The organism is Corynebacterium sp. TAE3-ERU2 (assembly GCF_019209955.1).
Lineage (GTDB): Bacteria > Actinomycetota > Actinomycetes > Mycobacteriales > Mycobacteriaceae > Corynebacterium > Corynebacterium megadyptis.
On record NZ_JAHUTL010000002.1, the window covers coordinates 158,086 to 184,248 of the forward strand.

Annotated in this window: 19 protein-coding genes; 2 read left to right on the forward strand and 17 right to left on the reverse strand. The window is 63.9% G+C overall.

The window, feature by feature from the left end:
* The 14 genes from KRX12_RS03685 to KRX12_RS03750 form a co-directional block, all read right to left on the reverse strand.
* A complete protein-coding gene (locus KRX12_RS03685; RefSeq protein ID WP_218365778.1) occupies positions 1 to 2,076 on the reverse strand; it encodes a [protein-PII] uridylyltransferase in 2,076 nt (691 codons plus the stop codon).
* A gap of 75 nt (positions 2,077 to 2,151) precedes the next feature.
* The gene (locus KRX12_RS03690; protein WP_151528509.1) at positions 2,152 to 2,490 is read right to left on the reverse strand and encodes a P-II family nitrogen regulator; all 339 of its coding nucleotides are present in this window, start codon (positions 2,488 to 2,490) and stop codon (positions 2,152 to 2,154) included.
* 216 nt (positions 2,491 to 2,706) lie between these two features.
* The gene (locus KRX12_RS03695) at positions 2,707 to 3,996 is read right to left on the reverse strand and encodes an ammonium transporter (protein WP_218365779.1); all 1,290 of its coding nucleotides are present in this window, start codon (positions 3,994 to 3,996) and stop codon (positions 2,707 to 2,709) included.
* Positions 3,997 to 4,178: 182 nt separating this feature from the next.
* The gene (ftsY, locus tag KRX12_RS03700; RefSeq protein WP_255550064.1) at positions 4,179 to 5,987 is read right to left on the reverse strand and encodes a signal recognition particle-docking protein FtsY; all 1,809 of its coding nucleotides are present in this window, start codon (positions 5,985 to 5,987) and stop codon (positions 4,179 to 4,181) included.
* A gap of 57 nt (positions 5,988 to 6,044) precedes the next feature.
* Positions 6,045 to 9,557, reverse strand: a complete 3,513-nt coding sequence (locus KRX12_RS03705; RefSeq protein ID WP_218365780.1) for a hypothetical protein — start codon at positions 9,555 to 9,557, stop codon at positions 6,045 to 6,047.
* Positions 9,558 to 9,710: 153 nt separating this feature from the next.
* Positions 9,711 to 13,223, reverse strand: coding sequence for a chromosome segregation protein SMC (gene smc / locus KRX12_RS03710; protein WP_218365916.1), 3,513 nt, complete (start codon positions 13,221 to 13,223; stop codon positions 9,711 to 9,713).
* 129 nt (positions 13,224 to 13,352) lie between these two features.
* Entirely contained in the window at positions 13,353 to 13,709 is a 357-nt protein-coding gene (locus tag KRX12_RS03715) for an acylphosphatase (RefSeq protein WP_218363477.1), read from the reverse strand.
* Positions 13,710 to 13,712: 3 nt separating this feature from the next.
* Positions 13,713 to 15,173, reverse strand: coding sequence for a sodium:alanine symporter family protein (locus KRX12_RS03720; protein WP_218363478.1), 1,461 nt, complete (start codon positions 15,171 to 15,173; stop codon positions 13,713 to 13,715).
* 60 nt (positions 15,174 to 15,233) lie between these two features.
* Positions 15,234 to 16,088: a bifunctional DNA-formamidopyrimidine glycosylase/DNA-(apurinic or apyrimidinic site) lyase gene (gene mutM / locus KRX12_RS03725; protein WP_218365781.1), complete on the reverse strand. Its 855-nt coding sequence runs from the start codon at positions 16,086 to 16,088 to the stop codon at positions 15,234 to 15,236.
* 7 nt (positions 16,089 to 16,095) lie between these two features.
* On the reverse strand, positions 16,096 to 16,872 hold the full coding sequence (gene rnc, locus KRX12_RS03730) for a ribonuclease III (protein ID WP_218363480.1): 777 nt from the start codon (positions 16,870 to 16,872) through the stop codon (positions 16,096 to 16,098).
* Positions 16,869 to 17,417: a DUF177 domain-containing protein gene (locus tag KRX12_RS03735; RefSeq protein WP_218363481.1), complete on the reverse strand. Its 549-nt coding sequence runs from the start codon at positions 17,415 to 17,417 to the stop codon at positions 16,869 to 16,871. The genes rnc and KRX12_RS03735 overlap by 4 nt, the downstream gene beginning before the upstream one ends.
* Before the next feature lie 64 nt (positions 17,418 to 17,481).
* On the reverse strand, positions 17,482 to 18,222 hold the full coding sequence (locus KRX12_RS03740) for a DivIVA domain-containing protein (RefSeq protein ID WP_151528499.1): 741 nt from the start codon (positions 18,220 to 18,222) through the stop codon (positions 17,482 to 17,484).
* A gap of 175 nt (positions 18,223 to 18,397) precedes the next feature.
* Positions 18,398 to 19,774: an NADP-specific glutamate dehydrogenase gene (gene gdhA, locus KRX12_RS03745; protein WP_255550066.1), complete on the reverse strand. Its 1,377-nt coding sequence runs from the start codon at positions 19,772 to 19,774 to the stop codon at positions 18,398 to 18,400.
* A gap of 95 nt (positions 19,775 to 19,869) precedes the next feature.
* Positions 19,870 to 21,012 (reverse strand): triacylglycerol lipase, encoded by a 1,143-nt coding sequence (locus KRX12_RS03750; protein WP_218365782.1) that lies wholly within the window; start codon positions 21,010 to 21,012, stop codon positions 19,870 to 19,872.
* 168 nt (positions 21,013 to 21,180) lie between these two features.
* Between KRX12_RS03750 and KRX12_RS03755 the strand changes: the two genes are divergently transcribed.
* Entirely contained in the window at positions 21,181 to 22,290 is a 1,110-nt protein-coding gene (locus KRX12_RS03755) for a glycerate kinase (RefSeq protein ID WP_218365783.1), read from the forward strand.
* A gap of 17 nt (positions 22,291 to 22,307) precedes the next feature.
* Here KRX12_RS03755 and KRX12_RS03760 read toward each other — a convergent pair whose 3' ends face one another.
* Positions 22,308 to 23,141 (reverse strand): hypothetical protein, encoded by an 834-nt coding sequence (locus KRX12_RS03760; protein ID WP_218365784.1) that lies wholly within the window; start codon positions 23,139 to 23,141, stop codon positions 22,308 to 22,310.
* A 190-nt stretch (positions 23,142 to 23,331) separates the two neighbouring features.
* Positions 23,332 to 23,733, reverse strand: a complete 402-nt coding sequence (locus KRX12_RS03765) for a hypothetical protein (RefSeq protein ID WP_218365785.1) — start codon at positions 23,731 to 23,733, stop codon at positions 23,332 to 23,334.
* A 42-nt stretch (positions 23,734 to 23,775) separates the two neighbouring features.
* On the opposite strand from KRX12_RS03765, the gene KRX12_RS03770 reads away from it, so the two are divergent.
* Positions 23,776 to 25,110, forward strand: a complete 1,335-nt coding sequence (locus KRX12_RS03770; RefSeq protein WP_218365786.1) for a DUF4921 family protein — start codon at positions 23,776 to 23,778, stop codon at positions 25,108 to 25,110.
* A 40-nt stretch (positions 25,111 to 25,150) separates the two neighbouring features.
* On the opposite strand, the gene KRX12_RS03775 is transcribed toward KRX12_RS03770, so the two are convergent.
* Positions 25,151 to 26,107 carry an LCP family protein gene (locus KRX12_RS03775; protein WP_218365787.1) on the reverse strand — a complete coding sequence of 319 codons (957 nt, stop codon included), beginning with the start codon at positions 26,105 to 26,107 and terminating at the stop codon, positions 25,151 to 25,153.
* Positions 26,108 to 26,163 lie beyond the last annotated feature (56 nt).

Here is a 26,163-nt window from a genome sequence, read left to right on the forward strand (position 1 = left end):
CTAGCCGTTGAGCAGGCAGCGCGTCACGTCACGTTCGATCTGCGCGGAGTCATACTCGCCGGCGAGACAAAACTGGGCAACGCAGGTTGCACCGGGCCGGCGCAGGCTCAACCACTCCACCTCGGGCAGCACGCTCAGTAGTGTGCCGAGGATGCCGTGCACATCGGGCGCTCGCACCTCCACGGTGCGGCCATACCAATAGGTGGCCACCATGGAGGTCTGCACCTGCGGCGGGGTGGTGTGCACTCCCGACTTATAGGACTGCACAAAATGCTGAATGTCGAGCTCCGTGCCGAAACGCGGCCGCGCCTTCAGCGCCACGCAGTCGCCATTGACGCCGGCTTTACGCAGCCGCAGGCCGCTGGCATGAACGGTGGCCAACAGCGTCATCAGCTGGGCGCGGTTCGGAATACGCGCCAGGATCCGGTAGTGCGCGCCGCGACGCACGACTTCGATGGTGTCTACCTGCTCAATCTGCGGCGGCTGCGGCACCACACAGGTGAGCATCCGCTCGGCATTGCGCACAAGAATGTCCATGCCATAGGCCAGCGTGGAGCTATATACCCCCGGCCCGGTGCCGCGCGCATCTGCCTTGGTCAACAGCGCCAAAAGGTTGAGAATGAGCTGATCGTAGTGCACCGCATCCAGCAGCTTATCGACGCTGTCCTCGCTACTCACATCCGTGGTGGTGGCCAATTCCGCAAGCGTGGTGTGCTCGAGCACCAGGGTGCGCAGCACCTCCACATCGGCCGCGGCGAAACCCATGCGCTGGGCTTGTGCCACCACCATCTCCGCGCCCACGATGGCGTGCGGCCGGCCGCAGCGCTTGCCCATGTCGTGGAAGAGCGCGGCCAGAAGCAGCAAGTCTGGGCGTGCCGCCGCAATGGTTTCGCTGGCGCAGTTTTCCACCACGGCTATGGAGTGACGGTCGATGGTGTGAATATGCGTGGGTTCTTTGGGCATGAGACCCCGCACTCTCTCCCACTCCGGCACGAGCGGGCTGAATAATCCGAAGCGGTCCATGGACCGCACCACCTCGAGGGTGTGCTCGGGGCTGGAGAGAACGGTAAAAAAGTCCTCGACTGAGGGCTTCGGCCACGGCTCCGGCAGCGGCGGGCAGGTGCGCAGCGAGGACCACACGGCCGTGGACACCCGCAGCCCGTAGCGAGCGGCTGCGGCGGCAACGCGCAGCGGCAGACCCGGATCCTCGAAGTTGGTATCGCGCGCTAAGGAGACGTGATCGCCCTGGGCAAAAACATCTAAGTCCACCGGCTGGCGGCGGCTGCGGGTCAGCGGGACGCGGGTGATCACATCGCGGGCGCTATCGAGAGCCCGGGTCAGGGCCACATCCACATTGTGGGCGGCCTCGGCGATGGCGCTGGAGAGCTCATAGCGATCGGCAAAGCCGAGCTTATCGGCCACATCCACGGCGAACTCGGGGTCGAGGACATCGCGGTGCCGATGGGCGGCGGTGTGCAGCAGCGTACGGGCGTCGATAAGCAACCGGCGCTCGCGGGAAAGATCCGGGGCGTCCACGAGATTGCCGAGGGCGAGCGCGCGCAGCAACTCGATATCGCGCAGCCCGCCGTGACCGTTTTTCAGATCCGGCCGAGTCATGGACACGCACGAGCCCGAGCGCCGCCAGCGCTTAATGGCCTCATCGGCGATGTGATCGAATTTGCGCGGCAACACTTGCCGCCAGCGATGCCGCACCGCGCGGATGGTAAAAGCGGTGAGCTCCTCATCGCCGCTGACATGGCTAAGATCCAGCAAAGCGAGGCTGGCGCTGGGTTCGCTGGCCAGCACCGAGAGGCAGTCGGCGGTGGTGCGCACGCTGTGGTCGAGGGCGATGCGCGAGTTCCAAATGGGATACCACACCTCGGAGAGATCGCCGTCGAAATCATCGGGAATGAGCAGCACTAGGTCGAGATCGGAATGCGGCGTCATTTCTCCGCGCGCGAAGGAGCCGGTGGCCGCGAGAGCGCAGCCCGGGGGCACCTGCACCGTGGCTACCGTCTGGTGCACGGAATCGAGGGTGTCGCTGCGAAACACAGCGGCGGTATGAGAGAGCTTCATAGTCATCAGCATAAAAACAGCCCCCGGTACCCAATGCACGTGGGCCCGGAGGCTGGAGAAAAGAGCGGCGTGAAGTTACAGGGCGTCGGAGCCGCGCTCGCCGGTACGCACGCGCACGAGCTGCTCGATCGGGCTCACCCAAATCTTGCCGTCGCCGATCTTGCCGGTGCGGGCGGCGCTGGCGATGGTGTCGAGAACCTCGTCGAGCTGGGAATCGTCCACAATGGTCTCGATTTTGATCTTCGGCACGAAGTCGATGGCATACTCGGCGCCGCGGTAGACCTCAGAGTGGCCCTTCTGCTGGCCATAGCCCTGGGTTTCGGTCACGGTCATGCCCAGCACGCCGATCTGGGAGAGGGCTTCTTTAATGTCGTTGAGAGTAAAAGGCTTAACGATGGCGGTAACAAGCTTCATGGGACAGTCACTCCTTGGAGATAGCGGTAGCGGGTCTTGGCGCCGAGCTGTCATCGATGGGCCTCGTATGAGGTCGATGCGCTCCGCGCCGTCGCCGTGCACGCGGCGCCAAGGCCGCGTGGATAGGTTGTACCTACAAAGTGTAGTTATTTCTCATAGTCTGCGTCGGCGGCACCGGATCCGCGATGGACTCCGGTGCCACCTACCGGGACTGAGCTAGAAGCGCATCGAGGAGGTCTCGTAGGCGGTCTCGCCGTGGATGCGGTAGTCGATTCCGGTTTCCTCATCGGTTTCTTCAATGCGCCAGCCCATGGTGCTGCGAATAATCAGAGCCATGACCACGGTGACCGCGGCGGAGACAAGCATGGCCGCGAGTGCCACTGCGAACTGCACCACCAGCAGTTTGAAGCCATCGGCACCGCCGCCATAGAAGATGCCGATATTCGTATCCAGCAGCGCCAGGCCGATGGTGCCCCATAGGCCAGCGACTAGGTGCACACCCACCACATCGAGGGTGTCATCGAGGCCGAAGCGGTACTTCCAGCTCACTGCCCAGGCCGCGAGTCCACCGCCGACGGCGCCGAGAACGAGGGAGCCCACGGGATCGAGAGCACCGGCGGCCGGGGTGATAGCCACCAGGCCTGCCACCACGCCCGAGGCCGCACCGAGGGAGGTCATGTGGTGATCGCGGATACGCTCCACCACCAGCCAGCCCATAATGCCGGCGGCGGCAGCGGCGGCGGTATTCATCCACGCCAGACCGGCCAGACCATCGGCAGCAAAGGCGGAGCCGGCGTTAAAGCCGCACCAGCCGAACCAGAGCAGACCGGAGCCGATCATCACCATGGGCAGGTTGTGCGGGCGGTGCACGTGGCGCGGGAAGCCCCGACGGCGTCCGCTCACCACGGCCAGCACCAGCGCCGCAGTGCCCGCGGCAATGTGCACCACGGTGCCGCCGGCGAAGTCCACCGGCCCGATGAGAGCGTCTTCGCCCTCGGTGCCGAACATCCATCCAGCGATGGAGTGGGAGGATTCAGAGAGCAATCCGCCGCCCCACACCATGTGCGCCAGCGGGAAATAGGCAAAGGTGACCCACAGGCCAGCAAAGACCAGCCAGGAGGAGAACTTCACGCGCTCCGCGATGGCACCACTGATGAGGGCCACGGAGATCACGGCGAAGGTCACCTGGAAGGCGACGTCGATAATCGCCGGATACCCGGCGTCACTCATCACGTAGGCGCCGGCGCCATCGGTCATCACATTGCGCAGGCCGAAGTCCGTGAAGGGATCGGCCACAATGCCGGCGAGGTCCTTGCCGCCATAGGACATGGACCATCCATAAAGAATGAAGATGGGGATGACCACCCCCATCGCCCCAAAGGACATCATCATCGTGTTCAGCACGGACTTCTGGCGGGACATTCCGCCGTAGAACATGCTGAGTGCAGGAGTCATGAGCAACACCAAGGAAGCGGACATGAGCATCCAGCTTGCGTTTCCCTCCATGTTTTCTTCCTTTCTTGCTGCTGTGTCTCGTTATCGTCGGGTGTGTATCACCAACAAAAAATAACTATAGGACAATAGAAAAATAAATTCTATTGCTCTATAGAAAGCGGTACCCCCTCATAGGAAAACCGCCCCTATCTGCACAGATAGGAGGCGGTAATCATGCGGTCGCGGGGGTAGCTCTAGCCCAAGAGTGCGTCGACGAAACTTTCCGGCTCGAAGGGCGCAAGATCATCTGCTCCCTCGCCCAAGCCGACGAGCTTCACCGGCACACCCAGCTCTTCCTGAACTTGGAACACGATACCACCCTTGGCGGTGCCGTCGAGCTTGGTAAGAACCACACCGGAGATATCCACAACATCGCGGAAGGTGCGCGCCTGAATCAGACCATTCTGGCCCACGGTGGCATCCAGCACCAGCAGCACCTCGTCCACCTCGGCCTTCTTCTCTACGACGCGCTTGACCTTGCCCAGCTGATCCATCAGGCCCTGGGAGGTGTGCAAACGCCCAGCGGTATCGATGAGCACCACATCGGCGTGCTGCTCAATGCCCTGCGCCACGGCGTCGAAGGCCACCGATGCCGGATCGGCGCCTTCCTTGCCGCGCACGGTGGTCGCGCCCACCCGGGTACCCCAAGTATCCAGCTGGTCGGCGGCGGCCGCACGGAAGGTATCGGCGGCACCCAGCACCACGTTGTGCCCCATAGACACCAGCACGCGCGCCAACTTGCCGGTGGTGGTGGTTTTACCGGTGCCATTGACACCCACCACCAGCACCACGGCCGGCTTGCCCTCATTGGGGATGGCGCGAATGGAGCGATCGAGCTCCGGCTGGCAGGCCTCAATGAGGGTCTCGCGCAGCATGGCCCGCGCCTCCTGCTCACTGGAGACACCACGGGCGGCGATCTTCTCCCGCAAATCATCCACGATCTTCATCGTCGCCGTGGAGCCGAGATCCGCCATGATCAGCGTGTCCTCGATCTCCTCCCAGGCATCCTCATCCAGATCACCGGCGGAGAGAATACCCAGCACAGACTGGCCGATCACATTCTGCGAACGCGACAAGCGACCACGCAGCTTGCCCAAACGGCCCTCGGCGGGCGCGATGTCCTCGCGCTCGACCTCGTCCGGCTCGGGCTCCACCACGGCGGTATCGGACTCCTCCGCCGCCGCAACAGCAGGCTTATCGACGCCCGATCGCTGCTCAGCATCGTCCGCGGCGGGAGTCTCGTCCTCGGCGGCAGTCTCGGCCTCGGGCACGACCGGCTGCTCATAGCTCTCGGACGAGGCGGACTGGGTCAGCGGCGCCGGCCCGTCACTGACGCTGCGGGCCTGATCCTCCGCCTCAGCCGGGGCGTCCTCCACGGGGGCGGGCGCCGGCTGCTCGGTGGCCTTTTCGGCCTCCACGCGATCGACCTCGGCGTCCTCGACGGAGCTGATCTGCTCCGCCGCGGTCGTGGGCGCGCTATCAGCCGGGGCCTCAGGCTCGGCCGGGATTTCGCTATCAGTCGGAGCCTCGGGCTCGGTGGCCGGAGTCTCGGCCTCGGGCTCGGCGGGACGCGGCGGCTGCGCCACAGCGTCCTGCTCTACCCGATCAACCTCGCCCTCCTCGACGGAGCTAATCTGCTCCTCCGCCGCACTAGGCTCGCTCGGCTCCGCTACAGGCTCCTGCTCAGGAGCCGCGGTGGGCTCGGGCTGCGGAGTCTCCTGCGGGGTGGTAGAGGGTTGCGGGCTATCGAGGCGTTGGCCGTCGAGAAGCTCGGGCTCCTTCTTCTTTGGGGTAGAACCGCTACCGGCGGCGGGGGCGAAGTTAAAGCCGCCCTGCGCCTGATAGTTACCGGATTTCTCCTCGCGGGTGAGCTCCTTGGTCTCCTCCTCTTCTTTCTCGAAGGAGACAGTCTTGGCCTGCTTGCGCTTCAAGCCGATCACAATGAGCGCGATCAGCAGCAGCAGAACAACAACAACCGCCGCAATAATATAAGTGGTATTCATAGCGTCAATCCTCACTAGTGGGTCTGTATTGGGATATCCCCGTCCACGTTAGTATCTCTAGCTCGCCAGCGACGGGTACTTTTCTGCCAGTACCATCGCCTCGCTCGAGACCACATCGCCGGTCACGAGATCCGGCACCACGGTGGCCATCTCCGCCCAGCCCGGGCCCACCTCATCCAATAGCTTGGACTTGCCCAGCATGTCGTGGGCGTGCATACGCGCCGCGAGAGCGAAAATCATGGACACCACCGGTGCCAGCGCCCATAGATCCTGCGGGTTGTCGGTATCCACGCCATCCAACTTGTCGAAGCGGATGCGCGCCGAGTTATAGAGTCGGCGCTGCGCGCCCTTGATACCGCGCATCAGCGTCAGGGCAGGCTTGATCAGCTTGTGCCGCACCAAGATCTCAGAGAGCTGCTCGCGGTGCTTGAAGGTTTCAAATACCGCCATCAATCGCGTGGAATCCGCCATCATCGGCCCCGGCACGATCTCCGCTTGGGAGAAGAACATCTCCAGCAGCATCTCCTGCTGGGCTGGATCCATGTGCGCGATCTGCACCGTCGAACGATCAATGCAGGCGGTGTCCAAGGTGGCGTCGCGGCCGGTGCTCAGCGTCTCCACCAGGCGCTTGCCGGCGGCGTCCTCCAGCTGCTTCATCACGGCCCGCAGCCGCTGTCGCGTCTCGGGGCTTATGGTCTCTTCCTCGAGGGCTGCTGCCAGCTCCGGCAGACCAGCCAAGGTGCTGAGCACACCGATCCACGCATTGCGGTGAATCTCCGTGGCATCCACGGTGGACTCGGTCCCCTCCTGCGCCCCAGACATCGGGGTGGCCACCAAGCCAGAGGAGACCACACAACCCGGCTGCAACTCACTGGGCACCAGCGAGGAGGCCAGCCCTGATAGGGCCTGCTGCGGATGGGTACGCACCACCGCAGTGATGGCACGCCGCATCGGGGTATCGCCGCTTTCCTCGGAGGCGAGGAAGTCCCAGAGCATCGGCATAATCGCGGGATCATCGGGAGCGGAGTCGGACTCGCCGGCAAGAAACGCGGAGAACTCAGTAAAGCCCGCCGAGCCGCTGCGATAGTAGCCCTCCTGGGCGATGGTCGTTGCCGTGTCTGCTGGAGTGCGCGCGGGACGCTGCACGCTATAGGGATCCGAGGAAAAGAGCTGAATGGCTAGGTCACCGGCACCCCGATAGGCCTCCGGCAGCGGGGTCTGGGCGTCGATCTCGTCGATCGTGCTCGCCAGCGCCCACGGCGCCGTCAACGGCCAGATCCAGGCACCCACGCGATGATCGCTCGGCAGATCGCTGCAGTGCAGGGTATCGTCGACAAGCTCAACCCCAGAGGTCAAGGGAGCAGGGTTGATATCGGCAAGGCCGACGGAGACCTTCCGATCCACGGCCTTATCTACCCACTCCAGATCCATACGGCCGGCGGGCATGGCGTTCATCGAGCCCACAAGGCGCGACATATCCGCAGCGAAGGTGTAGTCATCGAGGCGCGTCATCTTCGCGGTGCGCAAGGGGGTGCCGTGGTTATTCCGCACGGAAATACTCGGCTGGCTCACCCCACCGCCGGCGGGCACGCGCAGGCGCACCATGCCCTGCGGATCAAACTCGGTGGGCTGGACGCGGGCGCGGGTGGTGCGCCAGGAGGCCGGTTGGGTCTGCAGCGGCAGCTCAAAGAGCAGCCGCGGCGGGGTATAGCGCAGCGGCAGCTGATCGCCTTCCTCGGTGGTGATGGCGAAATCCACGCCCGCGGCGTCGGCGGCCACCTCCACCCGAGAGGGCACCACAGCAAAAGGTTTCTCGCCGTGGCTGATGCGCAGCGTCGCCGGCGAGAGCCCACCCTGGGCAGGGATACGGAAGGTCAGGGAACCACCGGCCACCTCGCTGTCGGTGTGCAGCCCCTCCACCAGGGCGCACTCGTGGCGGAAGGACTCATTGCGGGGGCCGCGCAAACGAATGAGGTACTCCCCCACCCACGGCGACTCCCACGCGGAAGGATCGAAGATATCGAAGACGCCGCCCTCGGCGGGCACCTCCAGCGGCTCGGCGGGGGCCACCTCCATGCCTTCCTCACCGATACCGGCAAAGGCCGAGATGGTCAGATACCAGGTTTCTGCCTGGCCCGATACCGTGGGCGGGAACTCCGCCAGCAACGATTCGGAGTGCACCGGCAGGCCGCTGGTGGTGCGCACGCAGGCGGCGGCTGGAGAGGGATCGCGGAAGATCACGCGCTGGCGGGCATCCACGCAGCGCACATTCTGCTCACCGGCGCCCTCGCGGTCGATCTTCAGGCTCGCCGCATCGGAGGTATCTACCCGCACGCACTGCCACTTATCCCAGCCCTCAACCGCTACCGTGTCGATGATCGGCAGGTCGCGGCCGGTGACCACGTCCACCACCTGGGCATCGTTCGGGCAGACTACGCACAGCTCCGGATAGTGCAAGGAGGCCTTGTCGGTGACATTCGCGCCCTTGGGGGTAAAGATCAGGGCGGGATCCTCCGAGTCGATCACCGGCACCACCCAGTTCAGCTCGGTGGTGACATCGTGGATGGCGATCTCGCGGGTCTGGTGCTCCACCGCGATATCGAGCGCCTGAGAATAGGGGCGCTGCTCGCCCCAGGGGCGGCCGGTGCGGTAGACGGTGGTGGTGCCGTCGATAGACACCCGCCATTGAATCTCCTCATTCGGCTGGTTCACCACCTTTTGCTCCGGCAGGCGCAAACACACCTTCCGGCGGGCGGCGTTCCACATGATGCGGGGGCGCAGCTCGCGGGTGCCCACGCCCACGGCATGCTGGCGGTCCTCGGTGCCCACCGGGCGCTCGCGCAGCTCGGCGATCACATGCTCGGCCACGGGCTGCACCATGGCGGGGCTTGGCCACTCGTCACTACGCACCCGCCACGTCGCGCCTTGGGAGGCGGTGAACTGGCGGAAGGTCTCCACCGCATGCAGCACCTCCGCAAGCAGCTCGGGGGCGGCCTGGGCCACCGCGGCCGTGACAGGAAGCTCCTCCGCCTCCGCCAAAAAGGCCACGTCTACCTCGCCATCCTGGGCGTCGAGCAGCTCGAGCAGCCCGGGGATCTCGGCGGCAGTCACACCGACGTGGGCGGCAAGCACCAGCACCGGAGACTCCGCCATGCCCTCGGGCACGGTGGTCTCGGTGGCTGCGATCACCCGGCGCGCCGCGCTATCGGCGGCGGCCACCATGTCCTCGGTGGTCGGCAGCGCCATGCCGGAGAGGTATTCGATGAAGAAGCTCTCGGCGTCAATCATCGTGGAGGCGCGGTTGAGCAGGGTGGCCAGCGCGAGGTTCGGCGAGGAGACCATAAGCTCCTCTAGCTGGGCGCCATCGGCGAGCTGCCGCGATAAAAATGCCCCGTAGAAGCGCTCGATGCGCTCAAGGGCATCCGAGCTCAGTGCCCGGAGCGGAAAGGTGGGGGTGTGTTCGAACTCCTGCTTGAGTTCCAGCTCGGTGCGGAAGGCCCACCCGAGAAGAAATTCCGTGGAGGAGGAATCGGCGGCTGTGTTGGTTCTACTACCGGCGCCGGTGCTCATAAGTTGGTGTGGTCCCCTTCTACTGCTTGATCACATACTGTGCGGTACTCGACGCAGCGCGTGGCATGCCTGCGCTAAGAGTCTTAGCGTAGTCCACGTACCAAGCCAGTTCAGCACGACTCCCACTTGCCGGTGCGGCCGCGCCCGTAGCAGCTAGGTCGTGGGCTCGCCTACGGCGGGATCGACGCTGCGGGGCTCGCTGTGCGGGCTCATGCGCTGCGAGAGCACCTGGGTGACGCCATCGCCGCGCATGGTCACTCCGTAGAGCACGTTGGCGATGTCCATGGTGGGTTTTTGGTGGGTGATCACGATCAGCTGCGAGGTTTCGCGGAGATCCTCAAATAGTGCGATGAGGCGCCGCAGGTTGACGTCGTCAAGCGCCGCCTCGACCTCGTCCATGACGTAGAAGGGCGAGGGCCGGGCTTTGAAGATCGCGACGAGCAGTGCCACCGCGGTCAGCGATTTCTCGCCACCGGAGAGCAGCGAGAGTCGTTTCACGCGCTTGCCCGGCGGGCGGGCTTCCACATCGATGCCGGTGCCGAGCATGTCGGAGGGGTCGGTGAGCAGCAGCCGTCCTTCGCCCCCGGGAAAGAGGGTGGCAAAGACGGTGGGGAATTCCTGTTCCACGTCCCGCCATGCCTCGGTGAACAGGGTGAGGATCTGATCGTCCACCGATTCGATCACATCCTCCAGATCCGCCCGGGCCTGTTCCACATCGGCCAGCTGGGAGCTGAGATAGTCATAGCGCTCCTCCAGCGCCTTGTACTCCTCAAGGGCCAAGGGATTGACCTTGCCCAGGGCGGCCAGCTGCTTTTCTGCCTGCTTCAACTCGCGGGTGGTGGCGGCGCGATCAAAGCCTGGGCCGGGGGCGTGCTCGCTGCGCAGCGTCGCAGCATCCACTCCAGTCTGCTCGCTGAGCTTGACGACGCTTTCCTCCAGCCGCACCCGCGCTGTGGACAGCGCCATCTCCGCCTCGTGGCGGGCATCGCCGAGGCGCGAGGCTTTGTGGGTCGCCGCGGACAGCTCCTCGCGCGCCTGGCGGGCGCTGCTGACCACCGAGGCCTTGCGCTGCTCCAGCTCGTGGCGCTGGGTGGACACGGCTTCCCGTGCCGCCGCCACCCTGTTGCGCATCTGTTCGCTCAGCTCCGCCACCACGGCGGCCAGGCGCGTCTCCTGCTTGCGCTTTTCCAGCCGCGCCTCGTGCCGGGCGCGCTGCTGCTCGGCCTGCATCGCCTGCGATTTCAGTGCCGCGGCCCGGCCGAGGGCTGCGTTTTCGCGCTGCTCGAGCTGGCCCAGCCGCAGCCGCGCCTCGGTGTCCATGGAACGCAGCTGCTCCACATGCGCAGCCAGGTTGTCTTTCTCGGCGCTGGAGACCTCGGCGGGGCTGTCCTCATCCTCCGCCGAGGCCAATAGCTCCGAGACGGTGCGATACTCCTCGCGCGCCTGCTCCAGCTCCTTGCTGGCCCTATCGAGCCGCTCATAGAGGGTGGTGTGCTCCCGCTCCTGATTATCGGTGGCCTTGATGAGCCGATCGACCTCGGCGGCCTTGGTTTTATCCACCGCGTCGAACTCGCGCAGCGCAGCGGTGGTGGCGGCCACGTTCACGCGGGCATCCTCGGCGGCCTTCTTGGTGCCGCTGAGGGTGCCGGCCATATCTTCGCGGCGGCGCAGCAGAGTGGCCAAGGTGGCCTCGGTATCACTGATCTGCTGGGCGATCTCCACGCTGGTGGAGCCCACAGCCTCCGCATCGCCACTGCCGCTATCAGTGATGAGCCAGCCATGCCCCAGCACCGCCCCGGCAGGGGTGACCGCGCGGAGCCGCGGATCGGATTCCACCAGCGCCCGCCCGGCGTCGATATCGGGCACGATCACCACATCCACCAGCATTCGCGTCAGCGCCGAGGACACCACGGTGGATAGCTCCACCTCATCCAAGAGCCAGCGATGCGGGCCGATATCGGCATCAAGGCGCCAAGGATGGGCCTCGCCGCTGGCGATAAACGCCGTGGCGGTAGTGTTCTCGGCGGCGAGCCGGGCCCGCAGCTCGGCATCGGGCAGCTCGCCCACGAGCGCCTCGGCGTGGCAGCCCAGTGCCGCCGCCACTGCCGGGGCGAGGGCGGTATCAACCCGCACGTGTTCGGCGAGCTGGCTATAGTCTGCGGCGACATCCGCAGCCAGTGCAGCACGGGGACGCTGCTGGTTTAATACCTCTACCTTGGATTCCAGCCGGGAGATGGCCACGTCGAGTTCGCGGTGCTCGGCGCTGACCTCCTCGAGTCGCTGCTCGGCGGCGTGGGCCTCGGCCTGCGCCTGGCGGGAGTCCTCCACCAAGGGGGCGCGTTGCAGCGTGGTGTGCTGCAGAGCCTTCTTCGCCTGCGCGAGCTCCTTGTTCAACTCGTCGAGGGAGCTGGCAGCCTGGCGCACCTGTTGTTCGCGTTCCTCGACGCGCCGTTCGGCGGCGGCGATGGCTTTGTGCGCGCTATCGACGCGCTCGACCAGACGCGCGACCCCGGCCTGGTGATCGGCGATGGCGGCGATACGGGTACGGTGCTCGCGTTCGGCGCGCTCGTAGTTCTCCCGTGCCGTGGCCAGCTCGCCGGAGATCTCCTCGAGTTGGGCGGCCGCCATCTCTTTGTCTTCCGAGAGCTCATAGGCTTCTTCCTCGGCCAGCTCGGCTTTCTCGCGTATCTGGGCGGCATCCGGGCCCTGATAGGCCTCCTCGGCGGCACGGCTGGTGCGCTCCCGGGCGATGCGTAAAGTGGCGTCCACCCGCTCGGCGAGAGAGGACAGCTCGAACCACAGGTTCTGGGCCTGCTCAAGCTGCGGGGTCACCTCGTCTACCGCGGCGTCCCATTCAGCGGCAGCGGCCTGCACCTGCTCCAGATCCGCACGTGCCTGGGCGTGGCTATCGATAGCGCGGCGGTGGTGCACTTCCGCATCGGCGCAGGCGGCGTCCAGGCGGGTGATGGTATCGCCGGCCAGTTGCAGCCGGTTGTGCCGCACCGTCGCCTGCACCGTGGCGGCCTTCTGCGCCGCCTCGGCCTGACGGGCCAGCGGGCTGAGCTGCTTGCCCAGCTCCTCGGTGAGGTCGCGCAGGCGATCCAGGTTGGACTGCATCCCGACCAGTTTGCGCTGCGCCTTTTCCTTGCGGCGGCGATGCTTGAGCACCCCGGCGGCCTCTTCGATATAGGAGCGGCGCTCCTCCGGGCGGGATTCGAGAATCTCGGCCAGTTTTCCCTGTCCGACGATAATGTGCATCTCTTTGCCGATGCCGGAATCACTGAGCAGCTCTTGAATATCCATCAACCGGGCGCGCGAGCCGTTGATCTCGTATTCGGAGGCGCCATCGCGGAACATGCGGCGGGTGATAGAGACCTCGGAGTAGTCGATGTCGAGGGCACCGTCGGAGTTATCGATCGTCAGCGTCACCTCGGCGCGGCCGAGGGGCTTGCGCCCGCCGGCGCCGGCGAAAATGACATCGTCCATCTTGCCGCCGCGCAGGCTTTTCGCGCCCTGCTCCCCCATCACCCAGGCCAGCGCATCCACCACATTGGATTTGCCGGAACCATTGGGCCCCACGACAGCACAAATGCCGGGCTCGAACTTCATGGTGGTGGCGCTGGCGAAGGACTTAAAGCCCTTCATAGTCAGCGACTTCAAATACACCTTGAATTCCTCCCGGCATGGCCCCAGCTCGCGCTCCTCGCTAGGCAGCGGCGCTGGGCTGCCCATCCACGAACTACCCCGATAGGCAGCACGCGGAAGGGCCAGCGTGCGATGATCACCGCACAGATTTTAGCGGGTGTGAAAACCGCTCGCCCCGCGCGGGTCGGTGTAGTGCGGGATCACCGTCTCCACCGAGCCGGGCCGGTGATGCTTACTGGGCTGCTCACTCAGTCGCTGCACCAGCTCTGCCACGGCCGTCTCCGTGCCTTCGGCCACCACGCAGACCCGCCCGTCCACGAGGTTTTTCGCATATCCAGCGAGCCCGAGCTCTTTCGCATTTTGCAGGGTCCACCAGCGAAAACCGACGCCTTGGACGTGGCCGTGCACCCAGGCTGTGACCCGCGTGCCGGCAGCGTCTGCGGTGTGGGAGGCGTCAGGCTCGCTGCCGGCCGCTGCTGCTGAGGAGTGATCCTGCGACGGGCACATTGATTAGAAATCCTTTGCCTTTTCTTCGCGGTGGGTCAGCGGATCGGAGCCGTCCCAGCATTCCATGCCATCCCAGCCGCGCAGGCCGGGCACATCGTCGCGGTGGAAGACGGGGTTCTGGCCCTTGGCTCGCTGCTCGGAGAAGTTCTTGAGCACGGCCACAGCCACGCCGCCGAGCGGGATGATGACCACCAGGTTGATCGTGGCCATCAAACCGGAGAACACATCGGCCAGCGACCACACCAGCGGCACAGTACCCAGCGCGCCACCGAAGACGCACAGGCCCACCACGACGCGGTAGATGGTAAGCGCCTTCGGCGACTTGGTGAGGAATTCGATATTGGACTGGCCATAGTAGTAGTTACCGATCACCGAGGAGAAGGCCAGGAAGATGATCACCACGGTGAGGAAGTGGATGCCCCACGTGCCGACGGTGGAGGCCAGCGCGGTTTGGGTGAGCTCGATACCGCCATCGCTGGCCGCATAGTCGCCGCGGGAGAGCAGGATGATGAAGGCGGTGATGGTACACACCACGAGGGTGTCGAAGTACACGCCCAGGGTCTGGATCAGGCCCTGCTTAGCGGGGTGAGAGACACTCGCGGTCGCCGCGGCATTGGGCACCGAGCCCATACCGGCTTCGTTGGAGAACAGGCCGCGCTGCACGCCCCTCATGATGACTGCGCCGAGGGTGGCTCCGGCGAACTCGCGGATACCGAAGGCGTTGAGCACGATATTTTCCAGCATGCGGGGCACCTCGGTGATATTCAGCGCCACCACGATGAAGCCCATGAGGATATAGGCCACGGCGATCACCGGCACCACCACCTGAGTGAAGCCACCGATGCGGCGAATGCCGCCGAAGATCACCACGTAGGTCGCCACCGCCATGAGGGCGCCGACGATCATCTTGGCCGCCATGGTGTCCATACCGAAGGACAGGGTGACGGCCGCGGCGATGGAGTTGGACTGCACCGCATTGAACACGAAACCATAGGTGGTGACGATGGCGATGACATAGAGCAGCGCCAGCCAACGGGCCTTGAAGGCCTTGGTGATGTAGTAGGCCGGGCCGCCGCGATAAGAATCCTCATCGCGCACCTTATATACCTGCGCCAAGGTGGACTCCACAAAGGCGGTGGCACCGCCGAGCAGCGCAAATAGCCACATCCAGAACACCGCACCCGGACCGCCAGTGGCGATAGCGATGGCCACACCGACGACGTTGCCGGTGCCCACGCGCGAGGCCGCGGAGATGGTGAAGGCCTTAAACGCGGAGACGCCCTGTTTGCCTTCCGAAATATCGGAGGGCTTTTCGGTGATGGACTTGAACATCTCCGGCACGAACCGGAGCTGGACGAGCACGGTGCGCACACCGAAGTACACGCCAGCAATGACCAAAAGGGCGATGACCAGGTACCAGAAGTACTCATTAAATGAGTCAATCGCAGCGGTTAAAGATTCCATGAGGAAAAATATACCGCCGGACACGAATTCTTCCTACCGTAATGCTTCTCACTTAGGCGGTTAGTGCTGGCAGCGGCCACAAAAATAGGTCGAGCGACCCACCACTGTGATTCTTCTTATCTCGGTGCCACAGCGCGCACAGGGTAGCCCCTCTTGCCCATAGGCGTTGAGCGATCGCGCGAAATAGCCGGATGCACCATTGACGTTCACATAGAGATCATCGAAACTGGTGCCGCCTTGGGCGAGGGCCCGCCGCATCACCTGCTGTCCCGCCTCCAGCAGCGCCCGCAGCCGCTGCAGGCTGATGCGCTGGGCCGAGCGCGTCGGCGCAACCCCTGCCGCCCACAGCATCTCATCAGCATAAATATTGCCAATACCGGAGACGATGGTTTGTTCCAGCAGCAGTGCCTTGATCGGGCGCGCCCGCTGCTTCAACGCCGCCGCCACCTGCGGCAGCGACACCTCGGGATCGAGCAGATCGCGAGCGATATGGCTTATCGACGCCGGTATGCGCTGCCCCGACGTGCCCAGAGGCACCAGCTCATCCAGGCGCCAGTAGCCAAAGGTGCGCTGATCCACAAACCACACGGCAGGCCCGTCCTCCAGCTGCAGGGCGGCCCGCAGGTGCGGATGGGTGTCATGGACATGGGGATCGGTGCTAAGCAGCATCTGCCCCGACATGCCGAGGTGCACCACTACTGCTTGGTGGCTATCAAGACGCAGCCACATAAACTTCCCCCGCCGGGAGACCGCCTCGATCCGGCGGCCACACAGCCGGGCGGCGAACGCCTCCAGCGAGTCCTCATTGTGGCGGATAGCCCGCGGATGCAGGATGCGGGCCGCTGCGATGCGGCGCTGTTCCAATCGTGGCGCCAGGCCGCTGCGCACCACCTCTACCTCGGGTAGTTCCGGCATGGGGGTACTAGTCCACGCTGGCGGCGTCGAAAAGCGGCAGGGTGTCCCAGTCGTGCTCGAGGGCGGGCACCGCTTCGCGGGCGGCCTGCTGCTCGGCAGATTTCTTATTGGGACCTTCTCCCCTACCCACGAGGCGGCCCTCGATCACGGCATAGGCCGTGAAGTGGCGCTCGTGATCCGGCCCCACTGCAGTGCAGTGATACAGCGGTGCTTCCCGCTTATTCTCTGCGGCGCGTTCTTGCAGCGCCGTCTTATAGTCCACGTGCAGCCCCGTGCTGCGGGCGGTTTCAATCTTGCGCCCGAAGAGGGTGAGCACCACCTGCTCGGCCACGGCGAAACCATGCTCGATATAGATAGCACCCAGCAGCGCCTCGGTGGTATCGGCCAGGATGGAATCTTTATTGGCACCATCGGTCATCAGCTCGCCCTTGCCCAAGAGAATATGGGGACCGAGATTGATCTCGCGGGCGATATCCGCCAGGCCATAGCGGGAGACAATAGAGGCCCGCATCTTCGAGATATCGGACTCGGGGCTGTGCGGATAGTTGTGATAGAGCCGAGTGGCCACGGACAGCCCGAGGACGGCGTCGCCAAGAAACTCGAGCCGCTCATTATTGGGCAAATGTTCGTGCTCATTGGCAAAAGAGCGGTGAGTCAGCGCCAGCTTCAGGCTGTCATCGGAAAGCTCCACACCGAGCGCCTGCAGCAGCGGGGCGTGATCGACCTCGTGAAAACGTTGCTCCCATGCCTTTTCGCGGGGAATACGCTGTTTACGACGACTCACTGAAACTTCTCCAATCCTGCCCACCGCGGATCAATGCGGTCTTCCTCTTCTTCGCCCGATACCCCATCTGGGGCAGGCACGAGATCATAATCGCACTCGTCGCCGTAGTCCTCGCACGTGGGGCTAAAGGGTAGCTCAAGGCCCACCGTAGTGGTCAGGGCATCCAATAAATCGATGCGGCCGGAATCAATGTGGCCGAGAGAATCCTGCAACTCCTCGGCTGCATCCTCGTCATCGGCGGCGTCATCATCAATAAAGTCGGCGGATTCGGAATACACCCGCGAAATACGGAAGTCCTGCTCCACGCTCAGCGGCTCGAGACACCGGGCGCACTGCCCGCTCAAGGTGGCGTGGACGGTGGCATCAACCATGATGGCATCACCCAAGGGGGCCAGGGTGGCGTCGACGGCCAGCTCCGAGCCCTGGTCAATAGCAATCAATTCCAACCCGATGCGCTCAGGCGCGGGGCCGGTGGTGGATTGATAGTCCGTATTCGCCGAGGGCGAAAGCAGATGTGCTACATCGAATGTCAGTGGTGATGTCATGCACTCTAGACTACGTTGCTTGCCCCGCGCGGGCGAAAGCGCGGGAGTCAGCGACGGCTGCGGGCTAGAGCTCCTCGCCGTAGTCGTAGCGCTGGTTATCGCTCGAGCGGCCGCTTCCTACGGCACCGGCGCCGCGTCGCAAAGCGGTGCGGTCACGGGAGACCACACGCAGGGTGGCGTTGAGGCTGTCCTCGAACTCGGCCAGCTTGGCATCCACATAGTCATCGCACTCAGCGCGCAGGCGGTTGGAATCAGCATGGGCGGCATCCACCACGCGATGAGCTTCCTCGTTGGCGCGGCGCACTACCTCGGACTCAGACACCAAGCGCTGCTGCTCCGCCAGGCCCTCGGACACGGAGCGATCATAGGAGTCATTGCCCTGGGCTACGAGGCGCTCTGCCTCGGCCTCAGCGCGATCAATGCGATCCTCCGCCTCACGGTGGGCATCGTCGGTCACCCGGCGAGCCTCATCCTCTGCCTCGGCTACGAGACGGTGGGCGCGATCCTGGGCGTTATTAACCATGGCCTCGGAATCGCGGTTAGCGGTATCCATAATCTCGTTGGCATCGGCCTGCGCCTCGCCGACGATGGCATCAGCCTTGGTAGTGGCCTCGTGCACAATCTCGTCACGCTTATCCAATACGTCCTGCGCATCGTCAATTTCTACCGGCAGGGCATTACGTAGCTCATCAAGCAGCATGAGCATGTCATTGCGCGGCACCATGCAATTGGGAGTCATAGGCACGCCATAGGCCTGCTCTACGGTTTGGACCATTTCATCAAGGGTTTCAAAGACGCGATACATGGCCCTTAGTTTAGCGTGACATAGCCGCCACAGCGTGGAGTGACATGGGCGTATGCAGGCGAAGAAAACGGCACTACGCTTTCTTAACCCCGCAACGACAGACACCCTGCCCGCGGCCACAAGGACCGGAGGACAGGGTGTGTCAGTAGCGGGATAGCATCCCGCGGGGAGGGTGTTAGATAACGCCCTGCGCCAGCATGGCGTCGGCAACCTTCTTGAAGCCGGCGATGTTCGCGCCGATAACGTAGTCGCCCTCGTGGCCGTACTCCTCGGCGGTACGCTTACATGCGCGGAAGATATTGCGCATGATCACGTGGAGACGCTCGTCGGTGTACTCGAAGGACCAGGAGTCGCGGGAGGCGTTCTGCTGCATCTCCAGTGCGGAGGTAGCAACACCACCGGCGTTGGCGGCCTTACCGGGGCCGAAGGCGATCTTCTTCTCGCGGAAGACCTCAACAGCCTCCGGGGTGGAGGGCATGTTGGCGCCCTCAGCAACGTACTTACAGCCGTTGTCGATGAGCTTCTGAGCGTGCTCACCGTTGAGCTCGTTCTGGGTAGCGCAGGGCAGGGCCACATCGCACTCGAGATCCCAGATGGAGCCCTCGGAGTGGTAGGTAGCACCCTCGACCTCGTCGGCGTAGGCAGAGATACGGTCGCGGCGGACCTCCTTGATCTCCTTCAGCTTGGCCACGTCGATGCCGTTCGGGGTGTGGATCCAGCCCTGGGAATCGGAGCAGCCGATCACCACAGCGCCGAATTCCTGAGCCTTCTCGATGGCGTAGATAGCCACGTTGCCGGAGCCGGACACGATCACCTTGGCACCATTGAGGGACTCGCCGTCGGCAGCCATCATTTCCTTGGTGAAGTACACCAGGCCATAACCGGTGGCCTCGGTACGCACCAGGGAGCCGCCCCACTCGAGGCCCTTGCCGGTGAGGACACCGGACTCGTGCTGGTTAGCCAGACGACGGTACTGACCGAAGAGGTAGCCGATCTCGCGGCCGCCCACTCCGATGTCACCGGCGGGGACGTCGCGGTACTCGCCGATGTGGCGGTGCAGCTCAGTCATGAAGGACTGACAGAAACGCATGATCTCAGCGTCGGACTTGCCCTTGGGGTCGAAGTCGGAACCGCCCTTGCCGCCGCCGATGGGCAGGCCGGTGAGGGAGTTCTTGAAGATCTGCTCGAAACCGAGGAACTTGATGATGCCCAGGTTCACGGAGGGGTGGAAGCGCAGGCCGCCCTTGTAGGGGCCGAGAGCAGAGTTAAACTGCACGCGGAAACCACGGTTAACCTGAACCTCGCCCTGATCATCAACCCACGGCACGCGGAAGATCAGCTGACGCTCCGGCTCGCAGAGGCGCTGGATCAGGCCGTAGTCCGCATAGTGCGGATCATTGTCGAGGACGATCTTGAGGGATTCCAGAACCTCGAGCACCGCCTGGTGGAACTCGGGCTCGCCGGCGTTACGCTGGCACAAGCGGTCGTAGTACTCCGAGATCTGTGCGTCTACAGACTGCACATCATCGTTCTTGGTGGCGGTATTCGTCATAATTCTCCAATTCCCATATCCCTCGTGAACTCGAGGGATGAATTTCTATCGTCTTACCGATATCCAGTCTCTTGCTCAGGGGGAATATGCGCAACTTAGCCATGTGTTATGTATGTCACACCTTCAGGGTTTGCCGTATCACCCCTCAGTTTCCGCAGGTTGTCCACCACAATCAGCTCGGGCATGTCGAAGCCGAGAGGAACCGGCCGACAGTCAATCTCCCCCCATTCACCCCCGCTTTGCCAATTGTCCAATAGGTTTAACACCGCGCTGAGCACAGTCGGGTTGTAGGGAGAGTACATATGCCCACCGAGATTCTGCGGGCACACCTCCTGCAGCACCAGATTCTGCGTGTTCGGGCCGTAAATCTTTTGCACGTCCACATCCCAGATCATTTCGTCCATCCGCGTGGAAATAGTGGTATAGCGCGGCCCGGGCACGGTCTCTGCTGGGGTGTTCTGCTCCTTGATCGCCTGGGAGTCGCGCAGGAGTTGCTGCAGGCTCGGCTGCAGCACGCGATCGAGGCCACGGCTGAGTGCTGCGCTCGACTCCCCCGCCGCCTGCTCGTGGAGATGATCCACCACGGTGCCGAGATGCGCTGGGCCACCGCCGCGCGTCGGCGAGGCGATTCCGATCCAGCTGCGGGTGAGCTCACCCCGATCGATAGCGTTCACCCACATGCGGGCCACCGAGGCGCCTTGGGAAAAACCAATGATGTGCACGCCCGTCGCCCCAGAAGTGGCCAACGCCGCGCGCACCAGCTCATCCACCTGGGCCGCCGATTCTTCAAGCGGGCGATAGCCGAAGCCCCGATCCGGATCGGGCCCCATGCCATAGTCCAGTCCAAATACACACCAGCCATCGTCCACGAGCCGTGGCCCTAATTCCGCGTAGTCGCCATAGAAGGTGGAATCCGTGCCATGCACCAAGATCACGGCCTCCTGCCGCTCTGCGGTGGCGCGACAGGAAGGATCATTAGTCCCCTGCGGCTGCAAGGGGCGAACCTCGGAGTCGAGCAGCACCCGCTTCGCGAGAGAGGGCCGCGCCACGCGGGGGCCATCCACACCCGTGCTTGCAGCTGCAGGAGTCGCGCCGGCGGGAGGTGTTGCGGCTGCGGGAGTCGCGCCCACGGGGCTGAGAACCGCCCCGGCCACAGCCATGACCGCCAGAACCGCAGCCACCGCCCTCGTGTGCCCCATCGCCGCTGCGCGCCGCGTGCGCCATCGTGTATTTATCATCACCGCTCCTTATAAGAACCACGGTCGAGATTTCTCTGCTCCTGCGCTGCATCGTTGCTGCGCAGCGCCGTGTACTGGCCGTTCTAGTGAGAATAATAATCCAGTGCAGCGCAGAGGGCGCCGAAAGCGTGCCCGTGGGAAGCGGCGGGCCTTATACACTGTGAAGCTATGACTGATCGCCCGATGACGTTTCTTCTGGCCCCCGATTCTTTTAAGGGCACTGCCACAGCCCAGCAGGCCTGCGCCCATCTTCGCGCCGGTATTCACGAGGTGCTTCCGGACGCCGAGGTCATCGCCACCCCCATGGCCGATGGCGGCGAGGGAACATCCAGCCTCTTTGCCGGAACCCCGATCACTCTGCCCACAACCTCCGCCGATGGCAGGCTTATCGACGCCACCTACACCTTCATTCCGGCCCAGGACTCTACCCCGGCCACCGCGGTAATCGACGTGGCCGCCGCCTCTGGCCTGCCCCAGGTCGGCGAGGGACACAGCCCGCTGAGCTCGGATACCTATGGCACCGGCGTGCTCATCGCCGATGCGGTGGAGCGCGGCGCGCAACGCATCGTGCTCGGCTTGGGCGGCACTGCCACCGTCGATGGCGGCACCGGCATTCTCGTCGCCCTCGGGGCGGCGCCCATGGATCGCCACGGCTATATGCTGCGCCAGGGCGGCGGGGATCTACGCAATCTCGATGTCATCGATACCGCGCAGCTGAACGTGAAGGCCGCCGCCGTGGATTGGGTACTGCTGGCGGATGTAACAAACCCCGCCACCGGAGCGCAGGGGGCGGCGGCAGTATTTGGGCCGCAAAAGGGTGCCAGCGACGCAGATATCGAGGTCCTAGACGCCGGTATTGCGCAGCTGTGCTCGGTCTGCGATGTGGACCCTGCCACCGCCGGGCTTGGCGCGGCGGGGGCACTCCCGGTGGGCCTGAGCTGGCTATCGGGGCTGATCCACGGCACGAACGAGCACATTCAGCTCGTACCCGGCGCGGAGTTTGTGGCTGCCCACCACGGCCTTGCCGCAAAGATTGCTGCCGCCGATGTGGTGGTCACGGGCGAGGGCCGAGTGGACGATACTTCCTTCGGCGGCAAGGTGGTAGGCCATATCAGCGAGTTGGCTGCGGCAGCTGATACCACCGCCGTGGTGGTGTGCGGGAGCTATGAGGCACAGCAGCGCCCAGCGATGGTGCAGGAACTCGCCCCAGGGATGGATGTGGCCGAGCAATTGCGCGCTGCCGGCAGGCAGCTCGCCGCAGACTGCGCTCGAAGCTAACCGCGGCGGCGTTGAGCTTAGAGCCCCAGCTGGCCCATCAGGTCTTGGTACTGCTGCTCCCAGTCCTCGATGCTCTCCCCGGTGATGTCATTGAGCCCTTCAAGGGTGTCGAGGCCGCCGAGGTCACCAAAGAGGTCGAGGCCGCCATCACCAAAGAGTGATCCCACGAGGGAGTCCACTCCGTCTTCATAGGCCTCGCTCAGCTGCCGCATGTTCACATAAGGATCACACACGAGCCAGGCCCCATCCTCCTTTTTCAGCAGGGTGGGGTATTTACTGTCCTCAAAGCGGATGCGCTGGCGATCGTCCCCCACAAAATGCAGTTTTTCCACGGTCACGGCCTCCATGCCCGGCCCCGCCTCAGTGTCCCCCGCCAGCTTATCGAGCAGAGCGAGGTGATCAGTGTTGCCCTTGTGCTCCTCGCACATGTACTCATTAGCTTCCACGAAGGTGCTTGCCGAGTCATAGGCGGTGAGTGTCTCTTGGATGCCATCGACCTCTGCGGCAAGGGCGCGTTTCTCGCTGCCGGCCATCATCCACGCGGCGATACCAACGACGAGTGCCACCACGAGACCGATGGCGAGTCCGATGAAAAAGGGGCCGAAGGCAAATCGGCCGCCGGACGCCCCGCCAGCCCTACCCGGCCCTTGGGGACCGGTCGGCCCACCGGGGCCGCCTGGCCCACCGGGGCCGCCGGCGGGAGCAGGTGTATCCCACTGGCCGTCATAGGCCTGGTTGCTCGTACCCTGCGGCCTAGGCTGGCCGGGGCGGGGTAAAAATTGGGTGTCCTCTGCTGCGTTCTGGGGACGATATGCGTCCTCGCGGCCATTCCACGAGTTCTGGGGTGCCATGAAATATCCTTGTTCGCGCTGTGCTCGGAATGTCGGTTGTGGCCCAGATACCGCGGTCTAGATACCGTGGTCTAGCTCCGCACTTGTTTGAGCCACAAACGCACAGTGTAGCGCCCCTCACACGCGCTGGCAGCGGTATCGCTAGCGAGCGAAGAAAACAGAACAGGGCAGAACAGAACTGCAGCGATGGTTAGGGATGGACCTGCACGGTCCAGGGATAGCGGGCCGGCAGCTCGAAAGCCATCTCGTTTTCGAGAGCAGCGGGATCACGCGGCAGCGTGGCGGCGGGGGTGAAGAGCCGGGAGAGAACCATAACCAGCCCGTTGAGAGAGTGGGCGGGGCGCTCAATATGCATGAGCATCCGAATCACCTCAGCATTGGCGAGCTCTCGCCCCTCGTGCTGTTCGGCGTAGGTGTCGCGCAACGCCTTTTCCACCCCCTCGAGAAGGGCTGGGTTCTGCTCGACGGCGCGGAGCTGGGCTTCTCCTACTTTGTTGTACTCGATGAGGCGAGAAAGTAGCAGTTCACAGCGCTGCTTGAGCGAGGGAATCTCTGCGGTGGGAACGAGACAATCGAAGATGACCTGTGCCATGCTTGCATGCTAGTCGAGGGTGCAGCTAATACGCTAGGGTCTATGAGTTCTCCCATGTATTCTCGGCCCGCCCCCTTGCAAACGATGGCGGACGGCACAATCAAGCAGATTAACCCGTTCTCCGGCACGGAGGTGTGGACGGTGCCCGGCCGCGGCAATCGCCCACTTGCCGTGCCGAAGGTGGAGACCGCGCCCCTACGGGACGAGGACCGGGATACCTCCTGCGCCTTTGGCGCGGCCCGCCTGCTCGAGACCCCGCCGGAGAAATCACGCATCGTGCGCACCGATCTTGGCTGGGAGATCAAGCGCGGGCTGCTGCCGAGCGAGCTGGATGAGAATTACGCCTTCCGCCGGGTGCCGAACCTCTTCGAAATCCTGTCCTTTGATTATTGGCAGGCCAATTATGACCTGACCATCGATGAGGAGATCTCGCAGCGCATGCACACCTATATCGCGGATCCCGCGGGGCGAGAGCATGTGCTCAATATTGTGCGGACCCGTATGCGCGCCTCCGGTATCCCCGAGGCCCAGGTGATGGCCACCACCGAGGAGGACTTGCTGGCCAAGGCGCCGGGCTATTTCGCCGGCGGCCATGACGTGATTATCGGCCGCCGCCACTTCCGAGACGACGCCACCGACACCTCGGGGCTGGCTTCATCGGGCACCCTCAGCGTGGATGAGCACCGCGCCTTCATCCGTTTCACCGTGGACTCCATGCAGGATCTCTACCGCCACAACCGCTATGCCCCCTATGTGGCGGTGTTCCAAAACTGGTTGAAGCCTGCCGGCGCCTCCTTCGATCACCTGCACAAGCAACTGGTGGCCATCGATGATCGCGGGGTGCAGGCAGAGGGCGAAATCTCGCGGCTGCGGGCGAATCCCAATATGTATAACGAGTGGGCTGTGGATTATGCCCACCGCCACAATCTTGTGATCGGCGAGAATGATCACGCCGTGTGCTTTGCCGGGTTCGGGCACCGCTACCCCACTCTCGAGATCTTCTCTAAGTCGGCGCGCTCCGAGCCGTGGAATCACACTGATGATGAGCGCGATGCCATGAGCGATCTCATCCACGCCTGCCACGCCGCCACCGGTGCCGAAGTTCCATGCAATGAGGAGTGGCACCACAAGCCCATCAACCTAGATTTGCCGATGCCGTGGCGCGTGATGATCAAATGGCGCGTCTCGACGCTCGCTGGTTTTGAGGGCGGCACCAAGATTTATCTGAACACCATGTCGCCCTACACGGTGCGCGATCGGGTGGTCTCCCGGCTCTACGAGCTGCGGGAGCAGAAAAAGGTGGCCTCTAACCTGCGCATTGCCACGGAGGTGGAGCTGCGCCCCAACCCGCTGCGCTATACCCCCTCTTTGCCCTAGACAGCCGAGAAGACGGCGCTGCTCGGCGCTTATCGACGCTTTATTGCCTGCTCTCCTGCTCGCCGCGCAGTCGCGCCCAGGTGTGCTCGGCCTCGGGCGCGGGCTGGACGTTGATTCCGTCTGGGGCAGGAACAAAGGGCATGGTTTCTGCCTGCACTGAGCCATTACGGGTGGCCGAGAGCGCCTTGGTGGCGTTGTTCATCGAGATCAGCCCCTCCGAGGTGGTGATGTGCGGCCCTAGGTCGTGGACAATATCCATCAGCTCTGGGATGTCCCAAGGCACGCGCTTTTCCGATAGGCGCGCGGCAAAGGCCTCGATGAGCATGTGCTGGCGATCAATGCGGGCGATATCCGACTCATTGTCGATGCCATAGCGCGCCTGGGAAAAAGCAAAGGCCGTGGCGCCGTCGACGGTATGGCAGCCCTCTTTCAGCCCCGCGATGGCGGCAGCATGCGCCGCCGAGGCGCACAGCTCTACCCCGCCGAGACGGTCGATGGCCGTCTCAATAGCCTTCGAATCCAGCACCATCGAGCCTTCCACGCTGATACCAGAGAGATCGTGCACTGTTTTCTCGGCGCAGGCGATTCCATAGGGGGAGGCTTGGGCGGCGCTATCACTCGAGGCACCGAAGGCATAGGCGGCGTTGATCTTGGTGTACTGCGGCTCTGTGCTGCTGCCATCAGAGCGCTTACATGCCGGAATATCCACCAAAGTATCGCGCGGGATCGACACCATCTCGATCGGGGTGCCCGACTTCAACCGCGCCAGCACCATGACATCGGTACGGCCCACATCACTCGGGCGTTCGCTGCGGGAGTTCAGCAATTCGGCGTTACCCCCGGCGCGCGTATCTCGCACCATCACGAGGTAGATGCCGTTGTGGCTCGGTGCTGCGGCTGTGTCGGTTGCCGTGCGCTCGGAGTTCGCGGTCTGATAGCCGGAAAACATCCAATACGCAGCGCCCAAGGCCACGATGGAGCCGATTATAAGAAGCACGAACACTGCTACAAGGGCAATAAGTCCACGTCGTACCATCCGGTGCATAACTGTCA